General features: G+C 71.1%; 16 protein-coding genes. 6 read left to right on the top strand and 10 right to left on the bottom strand.

Annotated features, from left to right (window positions below; genetic code table 11):
• Positions 1-133 precede the first annotated feature (133 nt).
• The 3 genes from BN1193_RS08475 (at position 134) to BN1193_RS08465 (ending at position 5,183) form a co-directional block, all read left to right on the top strand.
• Positions 134-460: a WhiB family transcriptional regulator gene (locus BN1193_RS08475; RefSeq protein ID WP_094770392.1), complete on the top strand. Its 327-nt coding sequence runs from the start codon at positions 134-136 to the stop codon at positions 458-460.
• Between the two features lie 65 nt (positions 461-525).
• A complete protein-coding gene (locus tag BN1193_RS08470; protein WP_040165425.1) occupies positions 526-3,375 on the top strand; it encodes a glycosyltransferase in 2,850 nt (949 codons plus the stop codon).
• The gene (locus BN1193_RS08465) at positions 3,372-5,183 is read left to right on the top strand and encodes a DUF5719 family protein (RefSeq protein WP_040165424.1); all 1,812 of its coding nucleotides are present in this window, start codon (positions 3,372-3,374) and stop codon (positions 5,181-5,183) included. Before BN1193_RS08470 ends, BN1193_RS08465 begins: the two co-directional genes overlap by 4 nt.
• Before the next feature lie 9 nt (positions 5,184-5,192).
• On the opposite strand, the gene BN1193_RS08460 is transcribed toward BN1193_RS08465, so the two are convergent.
• The gene (locus BN1193_RS08460; protein WP_230206453.1) at positions 5,193-5,621 is read right to left on the bottom strand and encodes a hypothetical protein; all 429 of its coding nucleotides are present in this window, start codon (positions 5,619-5,621) and stop codon (positions 5,193-5,195) included.
• Positions 5,622-5,689: 68 nt separating this feature from the next.
• Here BN1193_RS08460 and BN1193_RS08455 point away from each other — a divergent pair, with 68 nt between their 5' ends.
• Positions 5,690-5,896, top strand: a complete 207-nt coding sequence (locus tag BN1193_RS08455) for a DUF3499 family protein (RefSeq protein WP_040165423.1) — start codon at positions 5,690-5,692, stop codon at positions 5,894-5,896.
• An 80-nt stretch (positions 5,897-5,976) separates the two neighbouring features.
• Here BN1193_RS08455 and BN1193_RS08450 read toward each other — a convergent pair whose 3' ends face one another.
• Positions 5,977-6,786, bottom strand: a complete 810-nt coding sequence (locus tag BN1193_RS08450; RefSeq protein WP_040165421.1) for an RDD family protein — start codon at positions 6,784-6,786, stop codon at positions 5,977-5,979.
• A 16-nt stretch (positions 6,787-6,802) separates the two neighbouring features.
• Here BN1193_RS08450 and BN1193_RS08445 point away from each other — a divergent pair, with 16 nt between their 5' ends.
• Positions 6,803-7,792, top strand: a complete 990-nt coding sequence (locus BN1193_RS08445; protein ID WP_040165420.1) for a stage II sporulation protein M — start codon at positions 6,803-6,805, stop codon at positions 7,790-7,792.
• 58 nt (positions 7,793-7,850) lie between these two features.
• On the opposite strand, the gene BN1193_RS08440 is transcribed toward BN1193_RS08445, so the two are convergent.
• The 8 genes from BN1193_RS08440 to BN1193_RS08405 form a co-directional block, all read right to left on the bottom strand.
• On the bottom strand, positions 7,851-8,660 hold the full coding sequence (locus BN1193_RS08440) for an aquaporin (RefSeq protein WP_094770356.1): 810 nt from the start codon (positions 8,658-8,660) through the stop codon (positions 7,851-7,853).
• 139 nt (positions 8,661-8,799) lie between these two features.
• On the bottom strand, positions 8,800-10,320 hold the full coding sequence (locus BN1193_RS08435; RefSeq protein ID WP_052460568.1) for a catalase: 1,521 nt from the start codon (positions 10,318-10,320) through the stop codon (positions 8,800-8,802).
• A complete protein-coding gene (locus BN1193_RS08430) occupies positions 10,313-10,768 on the bottom strand; it encodes a Fur family transcriptional regulator (RefSeq protein ID WP_052460567.1) in 456 nt (151 codons plus the stop codon). Before BN1193_RS08430 ends, BN1193_RS08435 begins: the two co-directional genes overlap by 8 nt.
• Before the next feature lie 123 nt (positions 10,769-10,891).
• A complete protein-coding gene (locus BN1193_RS08425; RefSeq protein ID WP_040165419.1) occupies positions 10,892-12,199 on the bottom strand; it encodes a DUF58 domain-containing protein in 1,308 nt (435 codons plus the stop codon).
• A gap of 1 nt (position 12,200) precedes the next feature.
• Complete coding sequence (locus BN1193_RS08420; RefSeq protein WP_040165418.1) at positions 12,201-13,172, bottom strand: AAA family ATPase; 972 nt, start codon at positions 13,170-13,172, stop codon at positions 12,201-12,203.
• The gene (locus BN1193_RS08415) at positions 13,169-14,341 is read right to left on the bottom strand and encodes a DUF4350 domain-containing protein (protein ID WP_040165417.1); all 1,173 of its coding nucleotides are present in this window, start codon (positions 14,339-14,341) and stop codon (positions 13,169-13,171) included. The genes BN1193_RS08420 and BN1193_RS08415 overlap by 4 nt, the downstream gene beginning before the upstream one ends.
• On the bottom strand, positions 14,338-14,994 hold the full coding sequence (locus BN1193_RS08410) for a DUF4129 domain-containing protein (protein WP_052460566.1): 657 nt from the start codon (positions 14,992-14,994) through the stop codon (positions 14,338-14,340). The genes BN1193_RS08415 and BN1193_RS08410 overlap by 4 nt, the downstream gene beginning before the upstream one ends.
• Positions 14,995-14,997: 3 nt before the next feature.
• Complete coding sequence (locus BN1193_RS08405) at positions 14,998-16,539, bottom strand: glycerophosphoryl diester phosphodiesterase membrane domain-containing protein (RefSeq protein WP_052460565.1); 1,542 nt, start codon at positions 16,537-16,539, stop codon at positions 14,998-15,000.
• 129 nt (positions 16,540-16,668) lie between these two features.
• Between BN1193_RS08405 and mtrA the strand changes: the two genes are divergently transcribed.
• Positions 16,669-17,349: an MtrAB system response regulator MtrA gene (mtrA, locus tag BN1193_RS08400; RefSeq protein WP_040165416.1), complete on the top strand. Its 681-nt coding sequence runs from the start codon at positions 16,669-16,671 to the stop codon at positions 17,347-17,349.
• Positions 17,350-17,380 lie beyond the last annotated feature (31 nt).

Raw genomic sequence — 17,380 nt, 5'->3', positions numbered from 1 at the left:
CCGAAGTGTGTCGTGAACGTTCGATCCGCGGTTGAGGAATTATGCTCCCCGACTTGACCCGAGCGAATCACACCGTTGTAATTAGGTGAGCGCCCGTCAGGGCGCGAGGGGATCACACACAATGGGAGAGCACATGACGGGATCACAGTACCGTTTCAGCGTTCCCGACAATTGGTTCGTCGACCCGGTGAACCTCGGGGTTCCGGGGGTCCGTCGGCCGATTTCGGAAGAGGAAGACGATGCGCTGGCCTGGCAGGCCGACGCGCTGTGCGCACAGACTGATCCGGAGGCCTTCTTCCCGGAGAAGGGCGGATCGACGCGTGACGCGAAGCGCATCTGCGGCACGTGCGATGTGCGCGGCGAATGCCTGCAGTACGCGTTGCAGAACGACGAGCGATTCGGCATCTGGGGTGGATTGTCCGAACGCGAGCGTCGCAAGCTCAAACGTCGCGCGGTGTGACGTCTGAACCGACACGGCGCGTGCGCCGCGGTTCCGACGTGATCGACGCCTAGGCTGACTCCGCTATGCCAGCCCCTGTCCACGCCGTCGTTGTCGCGCGCCCCGATACGCGCGGTGCCGGCCTTGCGCACCTTCAAGCCACGCTCGCCGCGATCGCGGCACAGCGTCATCCCGTCGACGCTCTCACGATCGTGCTGTGTGGCCGTGATCCCCGGTTCGCCGCGGTCGCGAACGCCTCCGGCGCCGAGGGCGTCGTCCAGGCCGACGCGTCTGTCGGCTACGCGGAGGCGATCGAACTCGCCTCGAAGCGCGTCGCCGGAGACCGCGACCTCTGGCTGCTCGCTCAGGACACGCTGCCCGAACCGGAGGCCCTCGGCCGGCTCGCGGGTGTGCTGGAACTGGCCGACTCCGTCGCGCTGGTCGCGCCCAAGCTCGTCCGCCGTGACGCTCCGGAGATGATCGCGTCGCTCGGCGTGAGCATGTCCCGGGGCGGTGAGGCCGTCGAACTCGCCGCCGGCCAGTTCGACCAGGGACAGCACGATCGCAATCAGGACGTCCTGGGCTCGGACATCCGCGGCGTCCTGCTGCGCGCGCAGCGGCGGGGCGACCTGCTGCCGGACCGCGCACTCGGTGGCGCCGATGAAGGACTCGATCTGGGCGTCCGTGCCCGTCTGGCCGGCCACCGCGTCGCGATGGCCCCGGACGCTCGGGTGCAGGTCAGCGGTGACGGGGTGGCCGGCCTGCCGGACCCGGAACGGGCCGCGGACCGACGTCGGATCGCCTTCTCGACGCGCCTGGCCCAGCTGCACCGCCGCCTGACGTACGCGCCCGCGGTCGTCGTGCCGCTGCACATCCTCTCCTTCCTCCCGATCGCGCTGTGGCGTGCGCTCGTGGACATCCTGAACAAGCGCCCGGACAAGCTCCTGCCGGAATGGGCCGCGACGTTCCTCGCGGCCTTCCGCTGGGGCGCGATCGCTCGGTCCCGCAAGCACCTGCGCGGCGAACGCGGCGAATGGTGGCGCGTGGACTCGTTGCGCGTGACGAGAGCTCAGCGCCGCGAGATCCTGCAGTCCGATGACGGCGAACCCACGCGAGCCGTCCGGGGCGAGATGAGATTCTTCTCCGGCGGCGGTTTCTGGGTCGTTCTCGTGGCCGCGGTGGCGGGTGCGCTGGCGTTCCCGATGCTGCTCGCATCCCCCGTGATGGGCGGCGGCGGGGCGCTGCCGCTGCGCTCCGGGCTCGGTGAGCTGTGGGGGGACACCCTGTTCGGGCTCCGTGGGTACGGCGTTGATCAGATCGCGCCCGCCGATCCGTTCGCGGCGCTGCTGGCCGTGCTGGGCAGCGTCACGCCGGCGATGCCGTCGACCGCACTCGTGATCGCGTGGGTGCTCGCTCTGCCCCTGGCCGCCCTCGGGGGCTGGTTCGCGGTGGCGCGCGTCACCGAACGCAGCGGGCTGCGCCTGGTCGGTGCCGCGCTGTACGCGCTTGCGCCGTCGTTCCTGTCCGCGCTCATCGACCCGCGGCCGGCCGCGGTCCTCGCGCACCTGCTGCTGCCGTGGCTGTTCTACGCCGGCGTGATCGCGCACCGCTCCTGGGGCGCCTCCGGCGCCGCGTCCATCCTGCTGCTCGCGGTGGCCGCCTGCTCGCCGGTGATCGGTGCGCTCGTGTTCGTCGTGGTCGTGGTCGGCATCCTCTTCGCGTTGGGTTGGCGCCGCTTCACGTCCGCCGGCCGCCTGCTCTGGATGCTCGTGCCGACCGCCGTCGCCTTCCTGCCGATTCTCTGGCGAGCCGTCGCCGACCACCGCCCGCTCACGGTGTTCGCCGACCCCGGGCTGCCCTACCAGGGCGCGCGGGCCGGAGATGACCTGATGGGTCGGCTCGCGACGGTCACCGGGTTCTCCGACGGCGCCGCCGGGGGCTGGCCGACCTTCCTGCACGGCCTGGGCCTGGACGCGTTCGCGGGGTACGCCCCGTGGATCGTGGTCGTCATCGCTCCGGTCGCCCTCTTGGCTCTGCTCGCTCCGTTCACGCCGCGCTGGCGCGTGGGGACCTCGCTCCTGCTGCTCGGGGCGGCGCTTCTGGTGGGTGCTCTGCTCGTCTCGCACGTCAGCCTCACCGTGGTGGCGGGCTCTCCCGTCACGATGTGGCCGGGCACGCTCGCCGGTGCGGGCTGGCTGGCTCTGATCGCCGCGGCCGTGCTGGCCCTGGACGGGCTGCGCCTGCCTCGCGCGGTCGTGGGGGTGGCGGCGAGCCTGTCCGTCCTGCTGATCGTCGCGGCTGCGGTGCCATCGCTGACCGCGGTGTCCCGCGGCGAGGCGAAGGTGACCAGCGGACCGCGTTCCACGCTGCCCGCGTACGTGGCGGCCGAACTCAACGACGGTCTGCCCGGGTCCACCCTGGTGCTGTCCATCCTGGCCGACGGATCCGTCGCCGAGCGTGTGGTCTGGGGATCCTCGGACACCCAGGGCGCGCAATCCACCGCGCTCAACACCCGCACCGACGTGACCGCGGACGACACCGCGCTGGCCGCCGTCATCGCGGACCTGATGACGCCGTCCTCGCAGGCCGGCGCACAGATCGCCCGCTCCGGCGTGCGGTTCATCCTGCTCGAACCGGTCGGAGCCGCGACCGGACCCGCCTCCGAGCTGCGCACGCAGGCGATCTCCGCGCTGAATCAGAACGGCGACCTGCAGGCGATCGGTGAGACGGGCCGCGGCGCGCTGTGGACCGTCTCGGGCAAGATCGCCCCACGCGCCGAGCTGAGCGCCACGGACCGGACGATCTCGACCGGCCTCGCGTTGGCGCTGCTGGTGGTTCTCGCCATCGCGGTGCTGCTGGCCATCCCGACCCGCGGATCCGTTCGAGCGTCGCGTGCGAAGCCCCGAGGCATCGGTGTGCGAGGAGGCGACGAATGAGTGACGAGACGAACGATGTGAACCGGCCGGGCGATCGCTCCGACGCCGCCGACGCCGCCGACGCGGCGATTCCGGTTCCGGCGGCCGCGCCCCACTCCACTCCGGCCGAGGCCTCGGACGAGGTGCCCGCGGTCGCGGAGACCACGGACGTTGACACCCCGGACGTTGACTCCCCGGACGTTGACACCACGGACGCTGACACCACGGACGTTGACACCCCGGACGTTGACACCCCGGACGCTGACACCCCGGACGCTGAAGCGTCGGGCGGTGAGCCCACCGAGGCGTCAGCGCCGATGTCGGCCACGCCGGTCGACGCCGCCCCGGCCGTCGCAGCGAAGACGAAGCGTCCGGCGAAGGCGGCACGCCCGGTGAAGACGAAGCGTCCCGCGAAGACCGAACCTTCTCAGCCGGCACCCCGCGCCTCGACCGCCGGTCGCACCTCGGGTGCCGCCCGCATGGGAGGCCGCATCGTGGTCGGCGTGCTCGCCGCCGCCGCCGTCGCCGCGCTCGCCGTCGGTGCAGCCGTCGTGGTCCCGCTGACGGGTGTCGTCGCGGTGGTTCCGGCCGTCACCGCGACGCCCGCGGTGGGGGAGACGACGCTGACCTGCTCGCCCACGTTGTTCGCGCTCGGTCGCGACATTCGCGACGCGTCCAAGATCACGGTCGCGGACGCCACGACCCTCACGGTCTCGCCGGCCGATGCCGCACGCACCGAGCTGCCCATCTCCTCGGTCCCGGACGCGAACGTGCTCGCGGTCGCGGCCGCGCCGACGGCGGAGGGCACGACGGACCTGTCCGGGATCGCGACCGCCTCCCCGACGCAGGAGGACATGACCGGGTTCGCCGCCGCCGCGTGCCGACCGGCCCTGAGTGAGGCCTGGCTCGTCGGTGCGGACACCCGTACGGGATCGGTCGGTGTCGTCGTCCTCGCCAACCCCGCCGCCGTGGCCGCCACCGTGACCCTGACCGTCTACGGCGTGGCCGGTCCGCAGCCGGGGACGACCTCCGTGACGCTGCCGGCTCGGACCAGCACGGCGCTGTCCCTGGCGGGACTCGTGGGCTCGGAGACCTCACCCGTGATCCACGTGCGCTCCGAGGGTGCCCCCGTCACCGCTCAGCTGCAGTCCACGATGGTGCAGGGCCTGGCCCCGACCGGCGTGGACGTGCAGGACGTGGTGCGCGCGGCGGCGACGACGCAGGTGATGCCCGGGGTGCCCGTGACCGCGACCGCGGGTGGGGTGCCGACGACGTCGGTTCGTCTGCTCGCCCCGGACCGCTCCACGACCGCCACCGTCTCGGTGCGTGCGGAGGGCGGCTCGCAAGCGGTTCTCGAGCAGCCGATCGAACTCGTCGCCGGGATCCCCGGGGAGCTGCCACTGAGCGATCTCGCCGCGGGAACGTACGACGTCACGGTGACGGCGGACGCCCCCCTCGTGGCGGCCACGTGGCAAGCGACCGGTCGCGCCTCGGGCGACGATTGCGCCTGGTTCCCGGCTGCTCCGGCGGTGGGTTCTGACGCACTGTTCCAGGTGGCCGCGGGCGTTCCCGCGACACTTCACCTCGCCAATGTCGGCGACACCGATGCCGCGGTGAAAGTGGCCGTCGCCGCCGGCGAGCAGAGCGTGACCGTCCCCGCGCACGGCGCGGTCGCGGTGCCGGTGTCCGCGGGCAGCGCGCGTCTGACCACGGACGACGGCTCCGAGCAGGTGTACGGATCGGTCACCTACGCCCAGGCCAAGCGGCTCGCGGCGGTGCCCGTGTGGCCCACCGACATCGCTCGGGCGCCGATCGTCGTCACCCGCTGAGCGGAGCCGTCAGCGGCGCCAGCGGTCCGGACCCAGGTCCCACGGCTCGCGCCCCAGGAACTCCGCGGCGGCCCGGAACACGGTGCCCTCGATGATGAACCGGTCCTGGAAGTCGTCGCTGCGCGGCTGCCGGTCCAGCCGCTCGATCGGCAGACGGTAGACGATGATCCGACCGGCCTCGCGGTCCACGCTCCACCGCGGGATGCCCTCGGCGTCCGCGGACGCCGGCATGGCCCCGATCTCGAACGACGCCTCCCGCAGCTCCGGCCAGGCATCGCGCAGATATTCCGCCGTGTCGCCGACGATGAGGTCGAAGCGATCCGCGCGACTCTCCAGCGCCGGCAGCGGCGGGGGAACCACCGAGCTGCGTCCGAGGCGCCCGTGCCGACCGTGGCGCGTCGGACGGGGACGCGGCGGTGTCGGACGGCGCCAGATCATGTCACCATCCTACGGGCGCGGTGCGGACGCACTGCGCTGTCCCCGGTGAGGAATAGGGTGGAGGGGACATGTTGACGAGGATCTGTTCCAAGGTCGCCTGCAACCGCGAGGCGGTGGCGACGCTCACGTATGACTACACCGACCAGATGGCGGCGATCGGTCCCCTCGGGGGCGTCAATGACCCGCACGCGCACGACCTCTGCGCCCAGCACACCGAGCGGTTGTCCGTCCCGCGCGGCTGGGTCATCATCCGCCACGAGACGCTCCAGTCCTAGCCGCCATGGCGACCGTGCCTGAGGGCGCCGGCAACCGCGACGGGGGGATGGCCGCGGCCGCTCGTCGTCGCTGAGACCGGTCAGTCCGTGCCGGCCAGCAGTGTCGCGGTGCGCCGGTTCTGCAGCTCGAGGGCGCGGAACTCCCGATCGCGGCGGACGACGAGGACGCCGCGGACGAAGGATTCCGGGTCGACCGGCGGGACCGGGGACACGAAAGGTGCGGCTTCGGTGGCGAGCTCGCCCGCCAGGCGGTGGCGCGCACCCGGAGCGAGTCCGTCAGCGGCCGCGGCGAACTGGGACATGCGCCGCGCCAGTCTCACCGGCAGACGCCCCACGTCGGCGGTGTTCGCCCACTCGGCGAGCATCGGGGGGAGGAAGAGCGTGGATTCCGGAACCGCCGGGGTGCGCGTGCGCTCGCAGTACGTCCCGGCGGCCAGATCGCCCAGCCGCTGCGCCCGCGGAGTGAACACGCCGACGAGGAAGGCGAGCCCGCCGAAGGTCATGTAGATCTCCAGGATGCCGAGCAGGCCCCGCAGGAACGCGTGCCGGAAACCGGTCGCACCCCCGTCCGCGCGCACGATCCGGCCGCCCATCGCGAGCTTGCCGAGGCTGCGTCCGCGCGTCGCGGTCTCCATCCCGACGGGAAGGACGACGAAGCAGAACACGATCGCGGCGATCTGGTAGATGCCCCAGGAACCCTCGGTGAGGATGCCCGCGCCGGCCAGCCACGCGCCGAGGAGCGAGAGCAGCAGGAGCAGGACGTAGCCGATCACCATGTCGATCACCGCGCCGACCGAACGCATGATCAGGCCGAGCGGTTGGACATCGAGCGCGACCGCCTCGCCGGTGAGGATCTCGTCCTGTTTCACGGCGACGACGGCGACTGACATGGGTACAGTAAATCAAATGGATCTGGACGCGTTGCGAGCCGCACGTCGGGGGGAGTGGGATCGCCTCGACGAGCTCACGCGGTCCCGGTCGCTGTCCGGACCCGAGGTCGACGAACTCGTCGTGCGCTACCGGAGCGCGTCGGCGGACCTCGCCGACGTGAAGACCTCCGCCGGCCGGACGCCGCTCGGCGACGCGCTGTCCTCGAGCCTGTCCCGCGCTCGCGGCAAGCTCACCGGTGCCGGCGAGAACGTGCTGCGGCAACTCCCGCGCTTCTTCGTCTGGCAACTGCCGGCGGCGCTGTATCGGCTCCGCTGGACGACCCTGGCGATCGCCGTCGCGTTCCTGCTGATCGGCACGTTGGAGGCGCTCTGGATCTCCGGCGACCCGGCCCGCGTCGCCGTCCTCGGGGACGATGCGGCCCTGCGCGCGTACGTCGAGCACGATTTCACCGACTACTACAACCCGGCGGCGTCCTTCGCCGGCACGGTCTGGACGAACAACGCCTACATCGCGGCGATGAACGTCGCGTTCGGCATCACCGGCATCTTCCCGATCTACTCGATGATGATGAACGCCATCTCGGTCGGGCAGGCCGCCGGCGTGCTGATCGCCTATGACTCGCCGCAGGCGCTGGTGTACCTCATCCCGCACGGCCTGCTGGAGCTGACCAGCCTGTTCGTCGCCGCGGCGGCCGGCCTGCACGTGTTCTGGTCCTGGGCTGCGCCCGGGCGCCGCAGCCGCGGGGAGTCCCTCGCCGCCGCCGGCCGTTCCCTCGCGACCGTCGTGGTCGGCCTGATCATCGCGCTGGGGCTCAGCGGCCTGGTCGAGGGCTTCGTCACCGGCCAGGAAACCTGGCCGTGGGCGGTGCGCATCGGCATCGGCGTGGTGGCGCTCGGCGTGTTCCTGACCTACATGCTCTGGCAGGGTCGGCGCGCCACGCAGCGTGGCGAGACCGGCGACCTCACGGAGTACGAGGCCGGCACGCAGACGCTTTTCGCCGGCTGAGCCCGGGGACGCGAAACGGGGGACGGAGCCGAAGCTCCGTCCCCCGTTTCGGTGTCCGTCAGACCGTGCGGCGCACGTTGTCGAACAGTGCCCGGTAGCTGAAACCGGCGATCAGCGCGCCCACGATGGGGAACACGATGAACACCCACAGCATGGACAGAGCGTCCCCGCCGCCGTAGATCGCGGTGGCGATCGAACGAGCCGGGTTCACCGAGGTGTTATCGACCGGGATGCTCACGAAGTGGATCAGCGTGAGGGACAGACCGATCACCAGTCCGGCGAACTTCGTTCCGCGCGTCGGGTGCGTGGTGCCGAGGATCACGAACAGGAACAGAGCGGTGAGCACGATCTCGATGATGATCGCGGCCGGCAGGCCGAAGCCACCGGGGGAGAGCTTGTCCCACCCGTTGCTGGCGAAGCCGCTGTCCTGCGCGGCCTTGAGCCAGCCATCCGGACCGAACAGGCCGATCAGCACCAAGAACGTCGTGGCGATGGCGCCACCGACGATCTGCGCGATGATGTAGCCGACCGTCGCGCGCCACGGAAAGCGTCCGGCCGCGGCGAGTCCCAGCGTGACCGCCGGGTTGAAGTGACCGCCGGAGATCGGCCCGAACGCGTACGCGCCCATCACGACCGTGAGGCCGACCGCGAACGAGGCGGCGACGTAGACGACGCCGGGGGCGAAGGCACCGGCCTCGTGAGCCAGGTGTGACGCGAACAGCGCGGTGCCGATCAGTCCGAACACCAGCAGGAACGTGCCGATGCCTTCCGCGGCGAGCTTCGAACCGGTGGACGGTTCGGCGGGAGGTGTGTGGGAGAGCTCGGTTGCGGGAACAGGTGCTTCGGGGTCGGGATCGTTGGTACTCATGACATCTCCGTTTCCGGTGGCCGGGTCCGGCCACGACGTGAGCGTAGCGCCCGCCGACACCTGCGGGGGTCAGGCGCTCCCGCAACGGCGAACGGGGCGGGTCCGGACGAATCCGGCCCCGCCCCGTTCGAGGAGCGTCTTACTCCGCGTCAGCCTCCGGCTTCGGCGAGTACGGTGCGCCCGGGGTCGTGTCATCGGACACGGACGCCTCGGCCGAGACCCGCGCGCGGATCTTGTCCGCGAGGTCGGCGTCGACGTTGCCCCAGTACTGCAGGAAGCGGTCCTTGATGCGGTCCACCGTCAGCGATTCGAACTGGCCGACGAGGGTGTCCAGGAAACGGGCCTTCTCGCCGTCATCGAAGACGTCGCGGTAGAGCGTGCCGGCCTGACCGAAGTCATCGTCCTCGCTGTGCAGCGCGGAGGCCGAGCGCACCAGGGTGCCGTCGTCCTCCCACGTCGCCTCGACACCGCGCTCGGCGTCCGCTGCCGGTCCGCCGTAGGAGTTCGGCGCGTAGACGCGCGCGTCGGCCGGGTTGAACAGGAACTGCATGTTGCCCTGGTGCATGTAGTTGCGCACCTCGGCGGCGTGCGGCTGGTTCACCGGCAGCTGGTTGTAGTTCGCACCGATGCGGTAGCGCTGCGCGTCCGGGTAGGAGAACACGCGGGCCATCAGCATCTTGTCCGGCGAGATGCCGGTACCCGGAACCTGGTTGCCCGGCGAGAAGGCGGCCTGCTCGATCTCGGCGAAGAAGTTCTCCGGGTTGCGGTTCAGCGTGAAGTGGCCGACCGGGATGCGCGGGTAGTCCTTCTTCGACCAGGTCTTGGTGAGGTCGAACGGGTTGAAGCGGTAGGTCTTGGCGTCCTCGTACGGCATGACCTGAACCTGGACGTCCCACGTCGGGTAGTCGCCGTTCTCGATCGCCTCGAACAGGTCGCGACGGTAGTAGTCCGCGTCCGCACCGGCGATGCGCTCGGCCTCGTCACCGGACATCGGCACGACGCCCTGACGGGAGATGAAGTGGTACTTCACCCAGAAGCGCTCACCGGCGGCGTTGACCCACTGGTAGGTGTGCGAGCCGTAGCCGTTCAGGTGACGCCACGACTTCGACAGACCGCGGTCGCCCATGAGGTAGGTGACCTGGTGAGCCGACTCGGGGGAGAGGGTCCAGAAGTCCCACTGCATGTCCGCATCACGCAGGCCGGACTGGCCGAGGCGCTTCTGCGAGTGGATGAAGTCCGGGAACTTGATGCCGTCGCGGATGAAGAACGTCGGGGTGTTGTTGCCGACGATGTCGAGGTTGCCCTCGGTGGTGTAGAAGCGCAGCGAGAAGCCGCGCACGTCGCGCCAGGTGTCCGGCGAGCCCTGCTCACCGGCGACGGACGAGAAGCGGATCAGCGTCTCGGACGTGGCGCCCTTCTGGAACACGGCCGCGCGGGTGTACTGCGAGACGTCCTCGGTGATGACGAGCTCACCGAACGCGCCGGCGCCCTTGGCGTGCGGGTTGCGCTCCGGCACGCGCTCGCGGTTGAACGAGGCGAGCTTCTCGACCAGGTAGCGGTCGTGCAGCGCCGTGGTGCCGTTGGTTCCCGAGGTCAGCGAGAACTCGTCGCTCGCGACCGGTGTACCGGTCTCGGTGGTGGTGAAGTTGGCGTCAGCCATGTTCATTCCTTTCGCAGTCGGAACAGATGGCACGGAATGTGACGGTCGCTTCCAGAACGCGCATTCCGTGGTCATCAGAGGGGGTGAGGCAGGGGGCCTGACCGACCGCGCACGCGACATCCTCCACCCGTCCGCAGCGGATGCACTGCAGGTGGTGGTGGTTGTCGGCGGGGTCGTTCAGCTCGTAGAGGGCACGGTCGTTGCCGGGCAGGCTGATCCGACGGACCAGGGCGGCGGTGGTGAGGTCGTTCACCACACCGTGGACGGTCTGCACGGCGATGCCCGGGACGCTTTCGCGGACGGTGGCGTGCAGCACGTCGACAGGCGCGTGCGGTTGCGTCGCGAGGGCGGAGTACACCGCCGCGCGCTGCGCCGTGACGCGGAGTCCGGCACCGCGCAACGCGGCTTCGACGCGCTCCGCCGTCGGCGCGACATGTCCCGGACCCATGTCCGCCACTCTACCTTCTTCTGAATCACTAGCAACAACGATCCGCACGATTCCCGAGACACCCATGCACGTCCGAGACGCCCCGCGTTGCGGGGTTTCTCGGACGTGCTTGGGTGTCTCGGGTCAGAGGCGGCCGGCGGCCTTGAGCTCGAGGTAGCGGTCGGCGATGCGCGGCGGCAGCAGTTCGGGCGTGTCGGCGATCGCATCGCCCCCGGCCCGCTGAACCGCCGCGGCGACCAGGGACGCCTCGTGCGCGGTCTGCTCGGCGGCGGCGGCGCGGTACACGGCATCGGCGTCGGCGCCGTCCGCGGCGATCTCGCCGAGCAGGGTGTCCGTCGCGGACCCGACCACGAGGCGCGCGCCCTTGCTGACCAGCCCCAGCGCGCCGAGGAAAGCGCGGGAGGACTGCGGCTCATCCTGGGCGGTCAGGAGCACCACCAGCGAGGGGCGGACCCCGAACGTGCGCACCTGCGCGAACGCCGCGTCCCAGTCGGTGTCGATCAGCTGCGGATCGACCGGAGCCATCGCGTCGGTGAGGGCCGGCAGGAGGCCCGGACCGTCCACCCCGGTGACCTGCGCCCGGACCAGCCGGTCGAACATCAGCAGGTGCACGTGGTCACCGGCGCGCTGGGCGAGCGCGGCGAGGAGCAGCGCGGCCTCCATAGCCGCGTCCAGGCGAGTGCCGTCGCCAACGCGGGCGGCGGCGGTGCGTCCGGTGTCGATCACGATCACGACGTGCCGGTCGCGCTCTGGACGCCACGTGCGCAGCATCGTCTGCCCGGCCCGGGCGGTCGCGCGCCAATCGATGGAGCGCACGTCGTCGCCGCGGACGTATTCGCGCAGGGAGTCGAATTCGGTGCCCTGCCCGCGCACCTGCACGGAGGTGTTGCCGTCGAGCTCCCGCAGCCGGGCGACGCGAGAAGCGAGGTGCTTGCGGGCCGTGAACGGCGGGAGCACTCGGATCCGGCCCGGGGCCGCGATGACGGACTGGCGCCCGGCGAATCCGAGCGGGCCCGCGGATCGGACGGCGATGAAGGCGGTGCGCAGCTCGCCGCGACGTCGCGGACGCAGCGGGACGACGAGCCGGCGGCGCTCGCCGCCCGGAATGCTCACGCGCAGGCGAGCCTCGGGCGCTCCCGCCGTCGGCTGCCAGCCGTCGCGCACCCGTCCACGCACGGTCCGCGTGCCCGGGTTGGTCACCCAGAGCTCGGTCTGCACCGGTTCGCCGAGGCGGGTGCGCGCCGGGATCGATCGTGCGACGCCGAGGACCGACGGGTCCGGTGCCACCAGGATGTCCGCGCCGATCACGACCAGGACGATCGCGACCCAGACCGCGCCGACGAGCCAGGCGTTCCATCCGAGGGCATCGGACAGCACGAGCGGCACGACGCCGAGGGCGACGAGGAAGGGAGCGCGGCCGGTCAGGTACACGTCAGATCGGAACCCGGGTCTGCTGCATGACGTTCACGAGGACCGCGTCCGCCGACACGCCCTCGATCTGCGCCTCCGGTCGCAGCTGGATCCGGTGCCGCCAGACCGGAACGACCATGGTCTGCACGTGATCGGGCGTGATGGCGGGGAATCCGCCGAGCCAGGCCCAGGCCTTCGCCGCGGCGAGCAGGGCGGCGGAGGCGCGCGGGCTCACACCGTTCTGCACGGACGGGCTCTGGCGGGTCGCGCGGGCGAGGTCGACGATGTAGGCCAGCACGTCGTCCGTGACGGCCACGCGCGCGACGGCGTCCTGGGCCGCGGCGATCTCCTCCGCGGTGATGACGGCCTCGACACCGGCTGACTCCAGCGACCGCGGGGTGAACCCGGCGGCGTGGCGGCGCAGCACGTCGATCTCCGCGTCCCGCGCCGGGATCTCGACGATGAGCTTGAGCAGGAAGCGGTCCAGTTGCGCCTCCGGCAGCGTGTAGGTCCCCTCCTGCTCGATCGGGTTCTGCGTCGCGGCGACCAGGAACGGCTCCGGCAGGGGACGGGTGACACCGTCGCTGGAGACCTGGCGTTCCTCCATCGCCTCCAGCAGCGCGGACTGCGTCTTCGGAGGAGTGCGGTTGATCTCATCCGCGAGGAGGATATTGGTGAAAACCGGACCTTCGCGGAACTCGAACTCGCCGGAACGCGCGTCGTAGATCAGAGAGCCGGACACGTCGCCGGGCATCAGGTCGGGCGTGAACTGGATGCGCTTCGTGTCCAAGCCGATCGCCCGCGCGAAGGAACGCACGAGCAGGGTCTTGGCGACGCCGGGGACGCCCTCCAGCAGGACATGTCCGCGGGAGAGCAGGGCGATCAGCAGACCCGTGATCGTACCGTCCTGGCCGACCACGGCCTTGCTCACCTCGTGCCGCACGCGGCCGACGGCCTCGCGCAGCGGGTCAGTCTGATATCCGGGGTCGGTCACGAGGGTGTCCCTTCGGTTCGGACGGCGGCGTGGACCGCCGCCTCGAGTTGTGTCAGGCGGTCGCTGAGTTCCACCAGGGCGGCGTCACCGACCGGTGGCGGGCCGACCAGGATCGCACGGATCTGGTCGCGCGGGGCTCCGATCACCGCGGCCGCGGCATCGGCGATCCCGACCGCTCCGGCTGCTCGAGTGAGGCCGAGCGAACGGGCGATCTGGTTGGTCGTCCCGCGACGGAGGATGCCGGCGACGTGAGCGTCATCGCGGGAGCGGGCGTAAAGACGGGCGCGGCCCTCCAGCGTCTCGGACGCGCGGACGGTGACCGGCAGCCGCTCGGCGACCAGGGGCCCGAACCGCCGCCCGCGCCAGATGCCGGCCGCGACCGCGATCAGAGCGGTCAGCAGGAGGACGGGCGTCACCCACCGGGGCGTGAGGGCGGCGAGGGACGCATCGTCGGCGGCGAGGTCCGAGTCGGCTGCGGTGGGCACGTACCAGACGAGCGTCCGGTGCTGGCCGAGCAGGCCGAGCCCGAGAGCCGCGTTGCCGCCTTTGGTGATGGTGTCGTTCGTGAACAGTGCTCCACCGTCGATGGCGTACAGCGTGCGGTCGCCGTCGGTTCGGCCCACCAGGGCCGCATGATCGGCGTCGCCGAAGCAGTGCACGTCCGCACCGGCGTAGAGAGCGCCGGGAGCGATCGAGCCGACATCACGAGCGAAGGGCAGGTCGCAGTCGGCGGCGACCGCGCCACCACCGTATCCCGCCGCGGTCGCGCCGATGAGGAGTTCGAGGGTGCGGCCGCGGGGCTGCAGCAGGACGACGGTGTCCGCGTTCGCGGCGAGCGCCTTCAGAGCGTCGTCACTCAGTTGGGACGGGTCGGTGGTGACCAGCGTGCCGCCATCGGACAGCGCGTTCGCCGCGTCCGTGCGGGAGCGCATGATCTGGACGTCCACCCCCTGCTCGGCGAGCACGGTGGTGAGTGCGCGGAACCCCTCCGGGCCATGGCTCTCCGGGTCGAACTTCCCCTTCGCGGTTCCGGTCAGCGCTCCGGTGACGGCGAGGCTGACGAGCCCGAGGATGATGATGAGGGCCACGAGCCCGGCCCAGGTCAGCCAGCGCGGCCGGCGGCGGCGGGCCGGTGTGCTCGCTTGCGCGTCGAGGACGGGCGCGGTCACGACACGCCTCCGGGCAGCGGGGCGAGCGCAGCCGGTCGCGTCCGAGTCAGGGTCGCATCCAGGGCGCACACCCGCTGATACGCCTCCTGCGTGCCCGGCGCGCGCAGGTAGCGCACGGCGTCGAACACGTCGGCGACGGCGCCGAGCTCGGTGGCGGCGGTGGGGAAGGCCGTGGTCGCCTCGCTCGCGAAGGCGTGCACGGTCGCACCCGGGGTGAGCGAGACGGCGCCGCGCTCGGCGAGGCCCCGCGCGAGGGCGCGGAACTCGAGCACGATCGCGTCGTCGAAGCGCCCGTCGCGGGCGGCCGTGGCGGCAGCGGCGCGCAGCTCCGCGGCGGGGCGGCCCTCATCGGAGCCGAACAGGTCGTCCGGATCGACACGCGACGCCGCCCGCAGGCGCGGCCGGCCCCAGAACACCACGGCGAGCACGGCGAGGGTGATCACGACCGCGGCCACGATGATCACGATCAGAGCGCTGCCGCCACCGTTGGCGGACCCGTTGAAGATGTCGGCGATGAAATCGAACACGGCCTTCGCCATGCGATCGAGCAGGGTGGGCCGGGCCTCGGCGTACGCGGGGTCGGACAGCTCCGACTCCAGCAACCGCCGTGCGTCATCGGGGTCCGGAAGCAGCGGAATCTCGCCGACGAGCACGGGTCAGGCTGTTCCGCCGGAGGGGGGCGTGTACGGGCCGGTTCCCGCGGGCGGCTGCGGGGCAGCGGGCGGGGGAGAGGCCGGTTGCTGCTGCGGGTACCCCTGTCCCGGGTAGGACTGCGGTTGCTGCGGCGACGCCGGTCCGGGGCCGGTTCCCGCGGGCGGCTGCGGGGCAGCGGGCGGGGGAGAGGCCGGTTGCTGCTGCGGGTACCCCTGTCCCGGGTAGGACTGCGGTTGCTGCGGCGACGCCGGTCCGGGGTACGTCTGGCCGGGGTACTGCTGCTGCTGCGGATATCCCTGCTGCGGGTAGGACTGCTGCGGGTAGGGCTGCTGCTGGTAGGGCTGCTGCTGTGGGTACGCCTGCTGCTGCGGATAGGGCTGGCCGGCGTAGGGCCGCTGCTGCGGGTACCCCTGCTGCTGCGGGAATCCCTGTGCGTACGGGTAGCCCGCCTGCTGCGGGGCGTAGGCGCCGGGGACCGGTGCCGGACGGTGGACGGTGGCGGGGTCGTAGGCGTACGGATCCGCGACCGTCGGCTCGCCGGCGTCGCGGCGCTCGACGTAGGTGAGCAGGTCGATGTCCAGGCCCTCCTTGCGCATGCGGGCGTCGATGTAGAGGATCGTCGCCGCGGTGGCGGTCACGACGGACCCGACCGCGGACACGACCAGCTGAACGATCGTGCCCGGCGCCTGCGCCGTGACCAGCGTGAGGACCTGTTCGATGGAGGCCTCAGAACCGTTGGGCATGACGCTGCTGGCGATGAAGGAGCCGGCGAGCTGGAAGACCGAACCGATCACGCTGCCGATCGCGGAGAAGGCCAGGGAGATCAGGACGGAGATGCCGAAGATCGGCCAGAACCGGCCGCGCGTGAGGGTCCAGGACCGACGGATGGCGGCGAAGATGCCGACGCGCTCGAGCACGATGGTGCTCGGCACGAGCAGCAGCTTGGTCCCCAGCCAGATGGTGGCGGCGACGGCCGCCGCCGCGCCGAGGAGGATGATGATCACCCCGAGGACGATGCCGGTGTTGCCGGCTGTGGCCATCAGGAGGATCACGACGCCGACCACGATCGCGACCGCGACCGTTACCGCGGCGCTGAACAGCAGGGTGTACCCGATCAGGCGCAGGATCGACGGCTTCAGTCGCCGGAACGCCTCGCCGAGGGTGATCTTCTCCGCGACCGCCCCGGCTGCGACGTCCACGGCGACGATGCCCTGGATGATGACGGCGAGGCACTGCGAGACCAGGCCGGCCGCGATCGCCATCAGGAAGAACAGCACCGTCGTGCCGGCCGCGACGGCCTGGCCGTCCTCCGTGTTCACGTTGATCGTCTCGAGGCGGAACATCAGCGGCATGCCGACGTAGAGAATCAGCAGCGAGGACGCCGCCGAGACCAGCGCCTGCACGCACACGGCGAACGCGAGCAGCACCTTGGGGTTGTGGCGGAGAGCGGCGAAGGTCCGCCCGAAGACCTGCCCGAACGACATCGGGTAGAGCGGAATGAGGCCCGGCTGCGAGGCCGGTGTCCACGAAGTCTGCTGCGCCAACGTCTTCCCCTTTGGATCGGCGGTGTTCCCATCGTGTCATACCGCTCTGCCGGATCGTGGGTGCGGTCTATTAGTCTGGAATCACGCCGGGCCCGTGCGGCCCGCCAGAACCGAAGGACGAACGACGCAATGACGTCACGCATCCTCGTCGTCGACGACGACACCGCGCTCGCGGAGATGATCGGCATCGTGCTGCGCACAGAGGGTTTCGACACCGTCTTCTGCGCGGACGGGGCCGAGGCCGTCGACGCGTTCCGCACCGGGCGACCGGACCTGGTGCTCCTGGATCTCATGCTCCCGGGCTTGGACGGCATCGAGGTGTGCCGGCGGATCCGGCTGGAATCCGGTGTTCCGGTGATCATGCTGACCGCGCGGTCGGACACGGCGGATGTCGTCACCGGGCTCGAGGCGGGCGCGGATGACTACATGGTCAAGCCGTTCAACCCGAAGGAGCTGGTCGCGCGCATCCGCACGCGCCTGCGTCCGACATCGTCCGGCGGCAACGAGCCGTTGCGCGTCGGAGACCTGACCGTCGACGTCGCCGCGCACGAGGTCCGCCGCGGCGATGATGTGATCGCTCTGACGCCGCTCGAGTTCGAACTGCTCGTCGCCCTCGCCGCCAAGCCGCAGCAGGTGTTCTCCCGCGAGATGCTCCTGGAGCAGGTGTGGGGATATCATTACAAGGCCGACACCCGGCTCGTGAACGTGCATGTGCAGCGGCTGCGGGCGAAGGTGGAGCTGGACCCGGACAACCCGAAGATCGTCACCACGGTGCGCGGTGTCGGGTACCGGGCCGGCGCCGTGGAATGAGGTGACCGTGCGAACGGTCGGCGCCGCCCGC

The organism is Microbacterium gorillae, assembly GCF_000826185.2.
In the GTDB taxonomy this organism is placed as follows: domain Bacteria; phylum Actinomycetota; class Actinomycetes; order Actinomycetales; family Microbacteriaceae; genus Microbacterium; species Microbacterium gorillae.
The sequence above is the reverse complement of the archived record's forward strand: the minus strand, read 5'-3'. Positions and strand labels throughout refer to the sequence as shown.